Origin of the sequence: Runella sp. MFBS21 (assembly GCF_029433105.1) — a bacterium.
Lineage (GTDB): Bacteria > Bacteroidota > Bacteroidia > Cytophagales > Spirosomataceae > Runella.
In genome coordinates this window covers 43,869-58,881 of sequence record NZ_JARNTW010000029.1, presented here as the reverse complement: position 1 = coordinate 58,881, position 15,013 = coordinate 43,869, and the positions used below count along the sequence as shown (strand labels likewise).

Sequence of the window (15,013 nt, the reverse complement as noted above, 5' to 3'; positions counted from 1 at the left end):
AAGGGTGGTTTATAATTGGCTAAACCACCCTTTTTGATAATATATTAAATTTTTATGCTGCCCCTTCTTTTTCTCGGTTGGCAAGCTGTCCGCAAGCGGCATCTATGTCTTTGCCTCTGCTTCTACGTACATTGACCACGACGCCTTTGTTTTCTAGAAATTTGGCAAATTGGTCCAATTTGTCGGCTTCGGTATTCTTAAAGGCTGCTTCGGCGATGGGGTTATACTCAATGATATTCACTTTGGAGGGTACTTTTTTGGTAAACTCCCACAGCTCTTTGGCATCTTGGAGCGTATCATTGAAATTGTGAAATACGATGTATTCAAACGTAATTCGATTTTTGGTTTTACGGTAAAAATACTGTAATGCTTCTGCCAAATTCTTCAGTGAGTTAGACTCATTGATGGGCATAATCTGGTTTCTTTTCGTATCATTGGCTGCATGCAGCGAAAGAGCAAGGTTGAATTTTACCCCATCATCTCCTAATTTTTTTATCATTTTGGCGATTCCAGCTGTCGACACAGTGATTCGTTTAGGAGCCATTCCTAGTCCATCGGGAGAGGTGATTTTATCGATGGATTCAAGTACATTGGTGTAGTTCAACAGCGGCTCTCCCATTCCCATGTATACAATATTGGTAAGAGGTGTACCAAAGTTTTCTTTTGCTTGCCGGTCGATAGCAACCACTTGGTCGTACATTTCAGAGGCATCGAGGTTGCGTTTACGCTCCATGTATCCAGTAGCACAAAACTTACATGTAAGCGAACATCCCACTTGACTAGAGACGCAAGCTGTCATACGATCATCGGCTGGAATCAGCACCCCCTCAATGAGGTGCTGGTCATAAAGTTTGAATGCCGATTTTATAGTGCCGTCGTTGCTTTTTTGCGACTTGGCATTCGTAATAGCTCGGATTTCAAAATGATGATTTAGTAATTCTCTCGTTTTGAGTGAAAGATTACTCATATCGTCAAAAGAGGTAGCAGATTTTTTCCACAACCATTCAAAAATTTGTTTGGCACGAAAAGGTTGTTCTCCATGTTGTCCAAGCCATTCTTTGAGTTGAGCAATGGAGAGTTTGCGTATATCCTGCTTGGGGACTAAGATTGTTTCTGTCATTGTAAATAGAAATTTAGAGTGCTTGTCTCTAAATTATTTGTATTGCAAAGGTACTGATTTACAGACCATCACCCAAGTTTCAACACAATCTTACCAAACTGTGTTCCATGATCCATTTTTCTTAATGCCGTTTCTGTCTCTTCCAAAGAAAAAGTTTGGTCTATGATAGGTTGAATTTGGTGTGTTTCTACAAACCTAACCATGGCTTCAAATTCGGCTTCGGTACCCATGGTAGAACCATAAATATTGAGTTGTTTAAAAAACACTTTACTTGGTGCTATATCCGTGATATTGCCTGTGGTGCCGCCAAAAAAACAAATACGGCCGCCTGGTTTTGCTAAATCAATAAGCTTGGCAAAACCAGGCCCACATGCACTATCAATGATGACATCAAAATACCCGCTGCGGTCGCCGCCAGTGGCATTTATCAAATTTTTGGCCCAATTGGGGTCTTTATAATTAATACCTCCTTTGGCACCCAATTCAATTGCTTTGCTGATTTTTTCATCAGAACTTGATGTGACCCATACTTCGGCACCCGCTGCTGTCGCAAATTGCAAGGTAAATAAAGCTACCCCTCCCCCTATGCCAGTCACAAGTACTTTTTCATTTGCTTTGAGGCCAGCCCTTGACATAAGTGCGCGCCAAGCGGTAAGCCCCCCAAGCGGAAGTGCTGCTGCGGCTTCAAAACTTAAGTGTGTAGGCTTGATATGCAGATACTTGGCTTCTACTTTGACATACTCGGCAAAGGTGCCATTATCAGGCATTCCTAAGATTTTGAAAGATTTACTGTAAAAACGGTCGTCATCTCCCCAATTATGAGATGGGTTGATGATGACGTCTTTGCCAAGCCAGGTATCTGAGAGTCCCTCTCCTATTTCGACCACTGTACCCGCGCCATCTGAACCAATGATTACGGGGAGTTTCATACCAGGATATTTGCCTTGTTGGACAAACACATCGCGGTGATTGAGGGACGCTGCTTTTATTTTAACAATCACTTCTCCTTGTCCAGGTGTTGGTTTTTCAACTTCTTGGATAGTTACAGCCCGATTGATTTCAGGAATAAGTGCAGCTTTCATAATGATTAGAAAATAAGAGTTTGGGTGATGCCACTGTTTCTACAACACTTTTTGGAGTTCCTTAGTTGGTGAGAGATTCGTTTTATTATAAAAAAACAAAACGTTTTTACCAAAAACTCCTCGGAGAAGTATAGTGATTTCGATTGCCGAAAGTGACACCTAAGGTCAGTTCGTGAGAGCCACGAGTACTTGAAGAAAGGGACGAAATGCCATATTCGTAAGTATAGGTAAAGGTGAACTTTTGGGCAAGGCGGGCTCCTACCCACCCCAAAAAAGCGTCTCTTTGGCGATATGAAACTCCAAACCAAAATTGATTTAGATAGCTAAACTTCAAATTTAAGTCCCAAGAAAGTGGCCCGTCGGTTGATTTTTTGAACAAAACAGAAGGTGTAAAGTCCCAATCGTCAAAAAGGCTAAGCCGATAGCCGGCAGTGATAAAATAGTGAGGGACTAATTTGCCTTGCCAATCATAGTTGCTACGTTGAAATTTTAATTTCGTCCCCAAAATCTGTTGCACAGAAAAACCTGCAAAAAAATCGGGAGAATACGCCCAGATACCCATATGTAGGTCGGGTCGTAAGGTGCTGATTTTGCCCACGGTTAATAATGGGTCTTGCGTATTGGCTAGTTTGATGTAATCAAAATCAAGCGTATGCTGGGTGATTCCAGCGGCAAGGCCTCCGCTAATTTGCCAATCGTCGTTGATAGGATAGTGATAAGCCGCGCTTGCACTAAAAGAAAACCTCGACCAAGGGCCTATTTGGTCCCGGACAAGAGATAGCCCTGCTCCTGCGTGGGCATCAGGCAAGGTGACGACAGGAGTACGACCAAAGCTAAAACGAGGGGAAGCAGGTTCGATTTCAAAATCAGGATTTCCGATAGGCAAGTGAGCTGTCACGTAAAAAGTGCGAGGTGCGTCAGCAAGGCCAGCCCATTGTTGTCGATATCCCAAGCGGGCATCGGCATAGTTTTCAATACCAGCAAGGGCAGGATTAATCAAAAAATTGTTTTGAATATACTGAGCGTATTGGGGCAATTGTTGGGCCTGAGATAGGTAAGGACTGCCTATCCACAATAAAAAAATGGCTCTACAGGATAACCGTAGAGTGGATAGAATGAAATGATATATAAGGAATCTAAGTTTTTTCAATTAAAAAAAGAAAAAGACTGAATATTTTCAAGCAAAAATCGAGCCTAAATGTCTTTTTAGGCTTTGGGGATTAGGTCAGTAGCAATTTTGGCCGACAAGATAGCCAGAGGAATTCCGCCACCAGGGTGCACACTTCCCCCTACAAAGTAAAGGTTTTTGAATTGGCTTGAAAAATTTGCGTGACGTAAAAATGCCGCAAAACGATTGTTGGAACTGTTGCCGTACAATGACCCTTGCGAACTAGAAGTCTTTGTTTCTATACTGCGAGGGTCCAAAACCTCTTCACATTCAATAAGTGTTGACAAATCTTTTTTGAGCACTTCTCCCAATTTTTTCTGGATATTTTGACGTGTTTGCTTTATTAAATCATCCCAGTTTTGTCCTTCATTGTTGGGCGCATTCACCATTACAAACCAGTTTTCTTTTCCTGCGGGAGCATCGTCGGGTTTGTGTTTGGACGTGATATTGACGTAGACTGTTGGGTCAGAATAAATAGTTTTTTGTTGAAATAAATGTTGAAACTCAGTTGGGTAGTCGTTTGAGAAAAAAATATTGTGCAACCCAAGTTGTGAGAAGGAGTGATTGATACCCCAATAAAAAATCAAAGCAGAACTAGATTTAGGTTGGTCCAGAATGCGTTCGGGTTGACGAGCTTGAGGCAACAGTTTTCTGAAAGTATTAACAATGTCCATATTGCTTACCACTATATCAAAATTAAGTGATGAGCCATCTGAAATAACTAAGGACTGCACTCTATCAGTACGGGTTTCAATTTTTGATATTAAGGTATTGAAGTGGAACTCGACGCCTAATTCTTTAGCGAGCTGCACCAAGCTCTCAGTAATGGAGACCATTCCTTTTTTGGGAAAAAAAGCTCCGATGTTATATTCTAAATGAGGAATAATATTCATCGTAGCAGGTGTTTGATAAGGATTGGAGCCATTGTAGGTGGCATAACGATTAAACAACTGCACTACGCGAGGATTTTGGAAACGTTTTTCATTGGCACGATTCATGGTTGTAAATGCCTCTAAATGATGCAAGTTGAGGTAGCCTTTCAGGGCATCTCGATTGAAATAAGTACCTATTTTGTGGAGTGAACGATGAAGAAATAGCTTTTCAGTAACCTCGTATTTCAGGGCACTGTCTTTTAAATGATTTAAAACATGTTGGGCAGGTTCCCCTAGTTTTTCTTCTATTTCTTTCGCAAATGCTTGCTGAGTAGCGTAAGCTATAAGCTGGGTATCATCATCCCAAAAATACCGACAAGCTTCATCTAAGCGAATATAATCAAAATAATCTTGCGGGTTTTTTCCTGAAATTCGAAACAACTCATCTACCAAATGGGGCATCGTAAACAGAGACGGTCCCGCATCAAATCGAAACCTTTTTAACTCAAAACTTGATAATTTGCCCCCTGGATACAAATTTGCTTCAAAAATATGCACTTCATAGCCTTTATTGGCTAGTCTTATACTTGAAGCAATGCCAGCAATGCCAGCCCCGATAACTGCCGCTTTTTTCATTCTGTGGCACGGACGACCCGTCCGTAAAAATTTAGAAGTAAATTGAGTTAATCTGCCTGTGAAAATTTAGAGACGAATCGATTTAACCCGTCCGTGAAAATTTAGAAATCAATTAATTTAACCCCTCCGCAACAAAGTTTAACAAAACAAACCCTGCAATATCAAACCATTTTAAACAGACATTGTTTGGCGTTGTTGCCTGCTTGATACAATTATCTCATCCCCTACTCGAATAATCCCGGTTTGAGCTGTAATTACATTTTGACCAAAGAAAATCTTATTGTTATGCTTTCGATAGGTAGATAAAGTACGAAGCGGTTCTTTACCTGCGATTTCTCCTTTTTCGGGGTCTACTGTAGTAAGGACACAACGCGCACAGGGTTTTACACCATAAAAAGAAAGATCTCCTATCGAAAACTCATACCATTGGTCTTCATCATACGCGAGTCCACCTTCAAATACCAAATTAGGCCTAAATCTTAAGATAGAAATAGGCTGCGGCAAACGAACGTTTAAGTCATCCAAAGAAGATTGTCCAACCACCAAAAAAGGATATCCATCCGCAAAACTTACATTGATATCCAGAGGAGAATAACGTCGGTCAGCCAGTCGGGGAGAAGTCTCTGGCAAATAAACCAAGCGAACTGAAAATCCGAGCGTTTGACTTAACCACTCATTGGCGCTATCGCTCACTATTATGGCCTCCATTTGGTCATCCCAAACGGTGACATTCACTTTATCAGAGGTTTGAGGCAGAAACGGTACAGCCAACTCACCCAAATCACGAGTACGATGCCGTAAAAATAAACCCTCTGAACCTAAAGATACATCAATAAGAGCCATGTGAGGATGTTGGCGTTGGGTCACAAAAAGATTATTATCATCAATAATTAACCATCGGCGATCATGGCGAAGACCACGTTCTTCTACAATTGCCTCTGAGAGGCGAATCCCTGATAGCGACTTAACAGGATAGATGAAGATTTCGGAAAGTATAAGAGGAGACGTCATTCTAGTTCGTAGATTTGCACAAAACTCGTTATTCGATGCCAAACTACAAACACTTATTTTTTGATCTTGATCATACACTCTGGGATTTTGAACGCAATTCAGCTGAGTCTTTGACGGAGATTTATCATGATTTCGAGCTTGTGAATCATGGAGTAGTTTCATTGGGGGATTTTGTTAAAACTTTTATCGAAATCAATACAAGTTTATGGGCTGATTTTGACCAAGGACGTATTGCGCATGGCTATATCAGAGAGCATCGGTTTAGACTCGTTTTTGAAGCACTCAAAATACCACAGCTAGCATTTGGGAAAGATATGGGAGAAGAGTATTTACGATTATTACCCCAAAAGTCACACCTGTTGGATGGGGCGGTAGCTTTGTTGGATTATTGTGCCGAAAGAAATTATCAACTGCACATCGTGACCAATGGTTTTGATTCTATTCAGGCATCCAAAATGGAAAGTGCAGGGATTCAGCATTATTTTCAGCATGTCATAACCAACGAAAAAGCGGGGGCTAAAAAGCCAGATGCTCAGATTTTTATGTTTGCTTTAAATGCTGCTAAAGCTCGCCAAGAAGAGAGCTTGATGATTGGAGACAACTGGGAAGCCGATGTAATGGGTGCTATGCGATTTGGAATGGATGCAGCTTATTATAATCCTAAAAAATTAGCTTTTGAAACAAAACCTACTTACGACATTCAGCATTTAGAAGAGCTAAAATCAGTGTTGTAAAGAAGAAATAGGCTGGCAAAAATCTCCGACACATTCTTTTCCGCTATCAATTAGCGTCTTTTTTTCTATTTCTGATAGTTTTCTGACTTTAGCTCCCACATTTTTGAAATCTATGGAGATAGTACGCTGAAGGTCTTCAGGGCGAAAGTTGTACCGATTAGCGGCTTCTGAAACTAAATTGTAAAACGCCCCCATATAGGTCTTAAAACTACGAATGGGATAAGGAGCAAGTCCAAAATTTTGAGCGTCGGCTTTGATTTGTTCCGCACTTTCTAGTCGCAGACCTATGGTTTCGGCATTGAAAACAGGTGATTCGGGACTAATGTAAGGGTTGGGAGCACTCAAAAAACGATTTTGATCAAACAGACCAATCGGATAGTTCATCAAGAGTCCTCCGTCTACCAGTACATCAGCCGCGATATTGCGAGGAGGGCGTTCATAAAACTTGCCAGTGCTATCCATAAAAACCGCACAATAATACAACGGAATCGACATAGAGGCTCTTACGGCATCGGCAATTGTCAAATCTGAAAAATGCTCGTGAGACAATACCATCGCTTTTTGTTGCGTAAGGTTAGTCACGGTTACATATAAATCTTTAAAACAACTATCCTGTTGGGTAAGGTTATGAAGTTGGCCAAAAGTCAAACTAGCATTTCCTGTTTTGCGTTCGATTTTTTCGCCAATCCACTTTTTAAAAGCATCTCCTCGGTACCATCCAAATCGTTCGATGAGACGTTGGGTTCCGCCCACAAAAATGTATTGACCATCGTTAAATGATTGTATTTTCATAGTGGCTACCAAATCCGTAAGTTCGGCTGCCGAGTAGCCTACCGCTAGCAAAGATGCCTGAATCGCACCCGCTGAAGTTCCTCCCAATCGTCTGATGTCTTTGAGTAGCCCTCGTTGTTCGAGTTCTTGAATGGCTCCACAGTAGGCAATCCCTCTGATACCTCCTCCTTCCAAGACAAGGTTGTGGTATTTTTTTTGAGAAAAAACGGAAAAAGAATAGAGAAAAAGGCTGTAAATGAGACAATATTTGCTGAGATACAAAAACACTTTTTGAATCATAAAAACGTTTTTTGTTTAAAACGGTTTATTCTAAAAAAAATTGACAAAGCATGATGCAGATTATACTAACAAAAATAGGTGACTTAAAAAAACTTCTTTTTGTAGGAATATGGTATTGCTGCATTATAGGCTCAAGAGGAGAGAGCGCTGCTCAATCTTTTTCTTTTCGTTGGGATGCCTCCGTCAAAGTAAAAGTAGGTGATAAAGAACTAATAAACCCCTGGGCAGGTGGCCAAAATAGCGCACAATTTTCAAAAATGCACCTTGATAATGACGGGATAGAAGATTTGGTCATATTTGATAGAAGCAATCATCAAGTCGCTACATTTTTGGGCATTAAAGAAGGAGATAAAGTCCAATGGAAATATGCACCCCAATACGAAGCCAAATTTCCGAGTATGCTTCATTGGATGCTTTTGTTAGATTATGACCAAGACGGTCGCAAAGATTTATTTACAAGTACCACCGCAGGTATCAGAGTATTTAAAAATATAGCTACTTCTAATGGTTTTGAGTGGCAATTGATTGCCGACCCACTTCTTACCCAAGGTTTTTCGGGAAATATCAATTTGTACGTACCATCCACAGATTTGCCAGCTATTGTTGATATAGACGATGACGGTGATATTGACATTCTCACTTTTGATTTTACTGGTGCATCTGTTGAGCTTCACCAAAATCTCAGTAAGGATCAAAAAAGTACCCAACCATTTGTATTTCGTAAAGTAACCACGAATTGGGGACGTTTTGCGGCTACATCTTTTTGCAATGAATATATTTTTAATCTCGAACCCGCCGATGCGCCCCTACAAGAAACGCTACAGACAAATCTGTTTTCATTAGGTGAAATCTTAGCGCCTACTACCAATGCCAAGCTGAATCATGCTGGTAATACCTTATGGGTGGGTGATGTAGATGGTGATGGACGAAAAGATTTTTTACACGGGCATATTGCATGTGACAATGTGGCCAAACTTAAAAATGTGGGAGGAAATGGAATGGCGGCACTTTTTGGAAGTGTCGAGGCAAATTTTCCGGCTCAGAAGCCAATCAATTTTCCGCTGTTCCCGTCAGCTTATGTAGAGGATTTTGACGGTGATGGCCTACTAGATTTGGTAGCGTCTCCAAGTAGTACCGATGCTGCTAGTAATGTACTTATCAATCTTCGACATTCAAATTGGTTGTATCGCAATGAAGGGACCAGCCTTCAACCGAAGTTTGTTTATCAGCAATCTGATTTTTTACAATCCGAAATGATTGATTTAGGCGAAAACGCCGCTCCGGTGCTGGTAGATATAGATGGCGATGGGGACTTAGATTTGTTGGTGGGTTATGGAGGAACACGTATGTCTAATGGCTATCGAGGAGGTATTTATTTTTATAGAAATGTAGGAAATATTGCCCAAGCAGCATTTGAGTTTGTGACAGACGATTATCTGAATTTAAGTAGTCGTTTGGCCGCAAGTGAAAATGTGTTTTTAGTCAATACCAAACCTTTTATAGCAGACCTCAATGGAGATGGTACACTGGATTTGGGTTTTTGGGCCAATACTTTCAAGGGGATGGATATTAGGTTTTTACCAAACAGTGCTCCCCGTGGAAGAGCGATGCAGCTAGATACTACGCGTTTAAGCAAATTACCAAATCCAAACAATTTTGCAAACGGAGAAAACCTTCTTTATTATGACATTGATCAAGACGGGAAATTGGATGTTTTGGTAGCCAAAAATACTGGAAATGTAGAATATCATAGAAATATAGGGACAACCTTAGCACCGCAATATCAACGCCAAACCGAAGCTTTTGGTGGACTAGACGTAGATTTTGACAAACGTTCTCAAGGCATGGTAGTGGCAGATTTGAATGGCGACCGCAAGCCAGAACTTATTATGGGAGATTTGTTGGGGCAGTTGAGAGTTTATCAAAACTTTACGGAGCCAAACACAACTTTGAAAAGCGATAGCAATCTTATATTTAATGTTTTTACAAACCAATCTGAGTTCCTGAAAATAGGAGTAGGTTTGTTTCCAGCGGCGGGTGATTTGGACGGTGATGGGCTTCCTGAACTGCTGATTGGAAGCAATACGGGTGGAATCAAATTTTTGAAAAATACTTCGACCAAAGTGGTAATTCCGGGAGAGCCGTTGACATTTATTGCTTATCCAAATCCCACCTCTCTTTTTTTGTACGCACAAATCCCTACGGATGGTCAAATTGATTTATATTCAGTGACGGGCCAATTAGTAGCGCACCAATCTTCCTTAAAAGCAGGAGTTGAAGCGGCTTTTGATGTAAGCAAATTAGCGATGGGAGTTTATATCGTTCGATTTGTTTCTACTGAAGGAGAAGTTGCGAGTCAGAAGATAATGATAACCCGCTAATACCACTATCGCATACGCTCCATATACCCAACTTCTACTTAACTCCCAGCATTCGACACACCAATCAGTCATTTGAGTGGGATAGCGCCCCAAATCAGGTTCTAAGGTGTAGAGTCGCATCAAAGGCAAGGAAGTCAGACAAATGTATATAGCTACCCATAAAGGCTGATGATTGAGCCTTAGCAAAAAATAGGTCAGTATAAAGGGCATGCCATTAAACAAAATGCGTGTGGTATCTCCCCCACCCACGATACTCAAAACCATCCAAAGCCAAAACTCAAGGCGTAGAAATAATAAAAATGGAGTGGCATTGATTTGAGTGTTGAAAGGAGTAATAAGAGCTAGCCACAATCCACCAAAAGCAAACAGCCAACTTATAGGAAGTTTGAGAAATAACTCAGGCGCCTGAAAATAGCGATTCATCCCCCGCAATACACTGACGAAAGCAGAGTTTCGCCAGTCTGAATGAGCTGGTGGAAAAATTACACTAACCCAATAATAAACACCTATAGATACTCCCAAAGCAATCAAAGTAAATAGAAGTGTAGAGGGGTCGTTGAGTCTTTTTCTGCTCATAAAAAAAACAACCGCATTGATACCCAATGCTGCCATAAATGATTCTTTTTGCAAGGTACCCACAATCGCTACCAACATAAATGAAGCGGCGATGACCCAAGGGGAATATCGATAAAAGGGTTTTTGCGCAGTAGATAGCCATACAATTCCCAGAAGAAAACTGAGCCATAAAAAACCTCCGATGTCAGCATTGATTGGGTCAGGAAGGTACATTCTTATGATACCCTTCCAATGAAATAATATCCAAAAAATACCTGCTACTCTCCAAAAAGGTCGGATGTGGAGGCGTTGCCAAATAATACTTAATAGCCCTACCGTTAGTAATACGAAGAAGCCATTGAGCCAAATAAAATTGGTGAATGGCTCCGCAAATGGCAAAAGAGACGCTAACCAAGGTGCTAAAATGCGGGTATTGAAAGGAAAAGAAACTTGATAGTTGGGGAGTGAATGTTTGAAAAAATGATAAATCTTGGTGTATTGATGCGCGTCAAAACGAGGGTCTAGCAAGGCATAGGTATAAATAGGCTGGATATGAGCATATATTATATAAACTACCGCTGTCAAAATGAAGATTGTCCACCAGTGCCTTTTTGCTTCCATTTTATAGGAGGCTTTTCGGTCAGGGAACCACGAGCAAATAACTGTACTCTTGGTCTTTGGAGTTCGAAATAGCCTGTTCGTTGAATGTCAATTTTTCTAACTCAAAAAATGAACAGCAATCTTCATTTTTTTCCGCCATTTTACAAAACAATTTTCCTCTCACATTCCCATCCAGCACTACATCGGCCAAAATGCCATCGGTACTCTCCCAGCCCAAGTTCACGGCTCTAAAGGCTGCTTGTTGGCTTGCGGTGGTGATTTTTGAGAGTTTTTCTTCTTTGGCAGTACCGTTTTTAGAATACTTCAAGGTGAATTCTGAAAAAGAAGAAGAAATGTTTTGGTTGTTTTTATCTACTATTTTGAATACAAAATCGGTGGGAGGTGTAAAGCAAACAATGTCTTTACATTTATCGCAGGCAGTGCATATCCATACCGATAAAGAAATAAGCGCTATCGTAATGTTACGTTTCATGATGTTGGGATTTCTTTATCGGTAAAGACGAATTAGACTGCCTGAGTAGTTGGCTCTTTGATTAAACAATTTTTGAGGCCATCTTCCAAAGTCTTCCACGGAAGAGGATTGACCGAAATACATTCCACCCGACTATCGCGCCGGTAAGCTAAATATTCAATCGAAAACTCTCCGCTTACAGCATTGATAAGTACCCAATCCGTGCCGATTCTGAACGCACCTTTGATTCTATCAATATTTTGAAGAGAAGATACCCATTTTTTGAGGGAAGGAAGTTCAAAAACCTCATCAGGCGAAAACACCCATCCACAACTGTACCTACCCAAGCCGTGACTTTCGCGCATAAGAGGCTTACCTATCTCAGGAATGGGAAGTTCGTCTATATGATGATGGTGATGATGATGCTCGTGCTCGTGAGCATGGGGATGTAATGCTTTTCGCTGAGGAAAAGGTTCTACGTTAAGCCAATTAGGGTCAATATCGCCATGTTCGACAGCACCAATCAAAATTTTAGGAGGGAAAAGTGCTTTCGCCCATTCCAGAAAATCTTTAGTTAGAGTCTCTCCTGCCAAGTCAATTTTGTTGGCAATCAATACATCCGCCAGAGTGATTTGGTCGATAAACGTTTCGTGTTCGCGATAATCTTCATTTTCCCACTGACGTGGGTCTACCAAACAGACCGTAGCACGAATATCTAATACATCTTTAAGAAACTTCCCCCGTAGCATATCCAAAATAGCTTCTGGATGCCCCATGCCAGTAGGCTCAATTAAGATGCGGTGTGGCTTTACTTGACGCAATACGAGGGTGAGTGTCATTTGCATCGGAAGATTGGCACTACAACAGATACACCCGCCGGCTACTTCCTTAACAACAAGACCATTTTCATCGGCTCCCGCAAAAGGAGTATGGTCGATAGAGACTGCCCCAAATTCATTGATAATGACCGCCCAGCGCTCATCAGCAGGTTTACGTTTGAGGATATTTTGGAGGGTAGTAGTTTTGCCTACTCCCAAAAAACCAGTAATCAGATTGACCGGAATTTTATTTAAAGTCATAACAAACGCTTTTATTTTGATTATACAACCAAATATTGAACTTACAGATTCAGTTTTCCTCCAAATTGGGTGAAAGTAAGCTCAATTTTGTTGATTATGTTTGTGTTTTTACTTTATACAACAAATCTGTCTTACCTTCGTTTTTCAGCAAATTTGGAGTAATTAAATCAATCACGACGATTTTAAACAAATAGATTACAAAATCACATATACTTAAGTGCACACCGTAAATTCATTTCTAATGTTTCGCCAACTATTTTTTTTATTTTTTTTGGGTTGGGTTTTATCGGCACCCGCCCAAAACCCTAGTAGCAAATATGAACCTCATGTATTATTTAATCCCTTATTCAATTATCAGCCTGCCAATGAGTTTCGCTCTGGGAGTGGAACACCTGGTCCTAAATATTGGCAAAATCGTGCAGATTATAAAATAGCGGCTACTCTCGACGAAGCAGCTAACAGCTTATCTGGAGAAGTCGAAATCACTTATACTAACAATAGCCCCGAAGCGCTCCCTTTTGTATGGCTTCAGTTGGATCAAAATGCTTTCAACGACAATTCCCGTAGCGGAAAAACTACTCCACTCAATGGAGGTCGGTATGGAAACATGGGCTTTGAAGGGGGATATAGTATTAGTTCGGTAAGTATTCAGCAAGGAAAAGGGAAATTTGCCCCCGCCGAATTCATCATTGAAGATACTCGTATGCAAATCCGTTTGGCCGAAGTTGTAAAACCAGCGGGTGATATCTTAAAAATAAAAATCACTTACGCTTTCAAAATACCTACTTATGCTTCCGACCGTATGGGTAAGCTAGAGACCAAAAATGGTATCATTTATGAAATAGCACAGTGGTATCCGCGTATGTGCGTATTTGATGATATTGAAGGCTGGAATGTACTTCCTTACGTGGGAGCGGGAGAGTTTTACCTCGATTATGGTGATTATGAATATAGTGTTACGGTACCTTGGGATCATATCGTAGGAGGCTCAGGCGAATTGCTCAATCCTTCTGATGTAATGACTTCAGAGCAGCTCAAACGCATGGAAGATGCCCGAAAAAGTGATAAGACCGTGATGATTAGAGGCGAAAAAGAAATCAAAGATAAGAAATCTCGCCCCAAAGATTCGGGCATGATTACTTGGAAGTTTCGCTGTCAAAATGCCCGTGATGTGGCATGGGCCACTTCTCGGGCGTTTGTGTGGGATGCCGCCAAAATGAATCTTCCAAGTGGTAAACCAGCTCTGGCACAATCACTTTATACCGCCGAAAATAGCGGTAACGATAGCTGGGGACGCTCTACCGAATATGTAAAAGGTTGCTTGGAGTTTTATTCAAAATATTTGATGGAATACCCCTACCCTGTTGCTACCAATGTGGCCGGAATCGTGGGAGGAATGGAATATCCCGGGATTGTATTTTGTGCTCACAACGACAAAAAAGATGCGCTTTGGGGCGTAACTGACCATGAGTTTGGACATACTTGGTTTCCAATGATTGTGGGCAATAACGAACGTAAATTTGCGTGGATGGATGAAGGATTTAACACTTTTATCAACATGCTTTCGGCGGAGGCTTTCAACGATGGCGAATACAATCGCGACCGCCTCGATGATATGCAAAACCTGGCTCCTACCCTTTTTAGAGAAGGCGCAGATCCTATTTTGACCATTCCAGATGTTATCAAAATCCCAAATATCGGTTGGGATGCTTATTATAAGCCTGCAATAGGTCTTAAAATGCTCCGCGAAACGGTACTAGGACGTGACCGCTTTGATTATGCGTTCAAACAATACGTAAAGCGTTGGGCTTTTAAGCATCCTACTCCCTTTGATTTCTTCCGTACCATGGAAGATGCAGCAGGCGAAGATTTAGGATGGTTTTGGAAAGGTTGGTTTTATGAAAACTATAAACTTGATCAAGGCATAAAAGAAGTGCAATATGTAGAACAAAGCCCTGCAAAAGGCTCCATCATCACCCTTGAAAACCTCGAACAGTGGGCCATGCCTGCGGTAATTGAATTGGAAGAAGCAGGTGGTAAAAAAACGCGCGTTTCGATGCCCGTAGAAATATGGCAGCGTGGCAGCACTTGGACATTTAAGGCTCCTACCAAAGGGCTTTTGAAGTCGGTAACGATTGACCCCGATTCTCAACTCCCCGATATCAATCCCCGTAACAACACTTGGCGACCTACTCGTTATATTTCACCTGACGAGAATTAAAAAACTTTAGG

General features: G+C 41.1%; 12 protein-coding genes. 3 read left to right on the top strand and 9 right to left on the bottom strand.

The window, feature by feature from the left end; all coding sequences use genetic code 11:
• Positions 1 to 52: 52 nt before the first annotated feature.
• The 5 genes from rlmN to P1X15_RS30145 all read right to left on the bottom strand — a co-directional run bounded on the left by rlmN (position 53) and on the right by P1X15_RS30145 (position 5,889).
• Complete coding sequence (gene rlmN / locus P1X15_RS30165; RefSeq protein ID WP_277341852.1) at positions 53 to 1,120, bottom strand: 23S rRNA (adenine(2503)-C(2))-methyltransferase RlmN; 1,068 nt, start codon at positions 1,118 to 1,120, stop codon at positions 53 to 55.
• A 68-nt stretch (positions 1,121 to 1,188) separates the two neighbouring features.
• Complete coding sequence (locus P1X15_RS30160; RefSeq protein ID WP_277341851.1) at positions 1,189 to 2,202, bottom strand: zinc-binding dehydrogenase; 1,014 nt, start codon at positions 2,200 to 2,202, stop codon at positions 1,189 to 1,191.
• Positions 2,203 to 2,308: 106 nt separating this feature from the next.
• Positions 2,309 to 3,277, bottom strand: a complete 969-nt coding sequence (locus P1X15_RS30155) for a type IX secretion system membrane protein PorP/SprF (protein ID WP_277341850.1) — start codon at positions 3,275 to 3,277, stop codon at positions 2,309 to 2,311.
• A gap of 131 nt (positions 3,278 to 3,408) precedes the next feature.
• A complete protein-coding gene (gene crtD, locus P1X15_RS30150) occupies positions 3,409 to 4,878 on the bottom strand; it encodes a 1-hydroxycarotenoid 3,4-desaturase CrtD (protein WP_277341849.1) in 1,470 nt (489 codons plus the stop codon).
• Between the two features lie 171 nt (positions 4,879 to 5,049).
• A complete protein-coding gene (locus tag P1X15_RS30145) occupies positions 5,050 to 5,889 on the bottom strand; it encodes an MOSC domain-containing protein (protein WP_277341848.1) in 840 nt (279 codons plus the stop codon).
• Between the two features lie 35 nt (positions 5,890 to 5,924).
• Here P1X15_RS30145 and P1X15_RS30140 point away from each other — a divergent pair, with 35 nt between their 5' ends.
• Positions 5,925 to 6,623, top strand: coding sequence for a YjjG family noncanonical pyrimidine nucleotidase (locus P1X15_RS30140; protein WP_277341847.1), 699 nt, complete (start codon positions 5,925 to 5,927; stop codon positions 6,621 to 6,623).
• Here the strand turns inward: P1X15_RS30140 and P1X15_RS30135 are convergent.
• A complete protein-coding gene (locus P1X15_RS30135) occupies positions 6,612 to 7,694 on the bottom strand; it encodes a patatin-like phospholipase family protein (RefSeq protein ID WP_277341846.1) in 1,083 nt (360 codons plus the stop codon). The two genes, P1X15_RS30140 and P1X15_RS30135, sit on opposite strands and share 12 nt — an antisense overlap.
• 50 nt (positions 7,695 to 7,744) lie before the next feature.
• Between P1X15_RS30135 and P1X15_RS30130 the strand changes: the two genes are divergently transcribed.
• Positions 7,745 to 10,075, top strand: a complete 2,331-nt coding sequence (locus P1X15_RS30130) for a T9SS type A sorting domain-containing protein (protein WP_277341845.1) — start codon at positions 7,745 to 7,747, stop codon at positions 10,073 to 10,075.
• Here the strand turns inward: P1X15_RS30130 and P1X15_RS30125 are convergent.
• From P1X15_RS30125 to P1X15_RS30115, 3 genes are read right to left on the bottom strand one after another with little or no spacing between them, the layout of a single operon-like run.
• On the bottom strand, positions 9,995 to 11,251 hold the full coding sequence (locus P1X15_RS30125; protein WP_277341844.1) for a hypothetical protein: 1,257 nt from the start codon (positions 11,249 to 11,251) through the stop codon (positions 9,995 to 9,997). The two genes, P1X15_RS30130 and P1X15_RS30125, sit on opposite strands and share 81 nt — an antisense overlap.
• Positions 11,252 to 11,270: 19 nt before the next feature.
• Positions 11,271 to 11,723: a hypothetical protein gene (locus P1X15_RS30120; RefSeq protein ID WP_277341843.1), complete on the bottom strand. Its 453-nt coding sequence runs from the start codon at positions 11,721 to 11,723 to the stop codon at positions 11,271 to 11,273.
• 32 nt (positions 11,724 to 11,755) lie between these two features.
• Positions 11,756 to 12,781, bottom strand: a complete 1,026-nt coding sequence (locus P1X15_RS30115) for a GTP-binding protein (protein WP_277341842.1) — start codon at positions 12,779 to 12,781, stop codon at positions 11,756 to 11,758.
• Positions 12,782 to 13,022: 241 nt separating this feature from the next.
• Here P1X15_RS30115 and P1X15_RS30110 point away from each other — a divergent pair, with 241 nt between their 5' ends.
• Positions 13,023 to 15,002: a M1 family metallopeptidase gene (locus P1X15_RS30110; protein WP_277341841.1), complete on the top strand. Its 1,980-nt coding sequence runs from the start codon at positions 13,023 to 13,025 to the stop codon at positions 15,000 to 15,002.
• Positions 15,003 to 15,013: the final 11 nt, after the last annotated feature.

Bases quoted from the DNA above. Each gene is read 5' to 3' on its own strand.
- rlmN (WP_277341852.1), bottom strand. From the start codon at position 1,120: ATGACAGAAACAATCTTAGTCCCCAAGCAGGATATACGCAAACTCTCC.
- P1X15_RS30160 (WP_277341851.1), bottom strand. From the start codon at position 2,202: ATGAAAGCTGCACTTATTCCTGAAATCAATCGGGCTGTAACTATCCAA.
- crtD (WP_277341849.1), bottom strand. From the start codon at position 4,878: ATGAAAAAAGCGGCAGTTATCGGGGCTGGCATTGCTGGCATTGCTTCA.
- P1X15_RS30145 (WP_277341848.1), bottom strand. From the start codon at position 5,889: ATGACGTCTCCTCTTATACTTTCCGAAATCTTCATCTATCCTGTTAAG.
- P1X15_RS30140 (WP_277341847.1), top strand. From the start codon at position 5,925: ATGCCAAACTACAAACACTTATTTTTTGATCTTGATCATACACTCTGG.
- P1X15_RS30135 (WP_277341846.1), bottom strand. From the start codon at position 7,694: ATGATTCAAAAAGTGTTTTTGTATCTCAGCAAATATTGTCTCATTTAC.
- P1X15_RS30130 (WP_277341845.1), top strand. From the start codon at position 7,745: ATGATGCAGATTATACTAACAAAAATAGGTGACTTAAAAAAACTTCTT.
- P1X15_RS30125 (WP_277341844.1), bottom strand. From the start codon at position 11,251: ATGGAAGCAAAAAGGCACTGGTGGACAATCTTCATTTTGACAGCGGTA.
- P1X15_RS30120 (WP_277341843.1), bottom strand. From the start codon at position 11,723: ATGAAACGTAACATTACGATAGCGCTTATTTCTTTATCGGTATGGATA.
- P1X15_RS30115 (WP_277341842.1), bottom strand. From the start codon at position 12,781: ATGACTTTAAATAAAATTCCGGTCAATCTGATTACTGGTTTTTTGGGA.
- P1X15_RS30110 (WP_277341841.1), top strand. From the start codon at position 13,023: ATGTTTCGCCAACTATTTTTTTTATTTTTTTTGGGTTGGGTTTTATCG.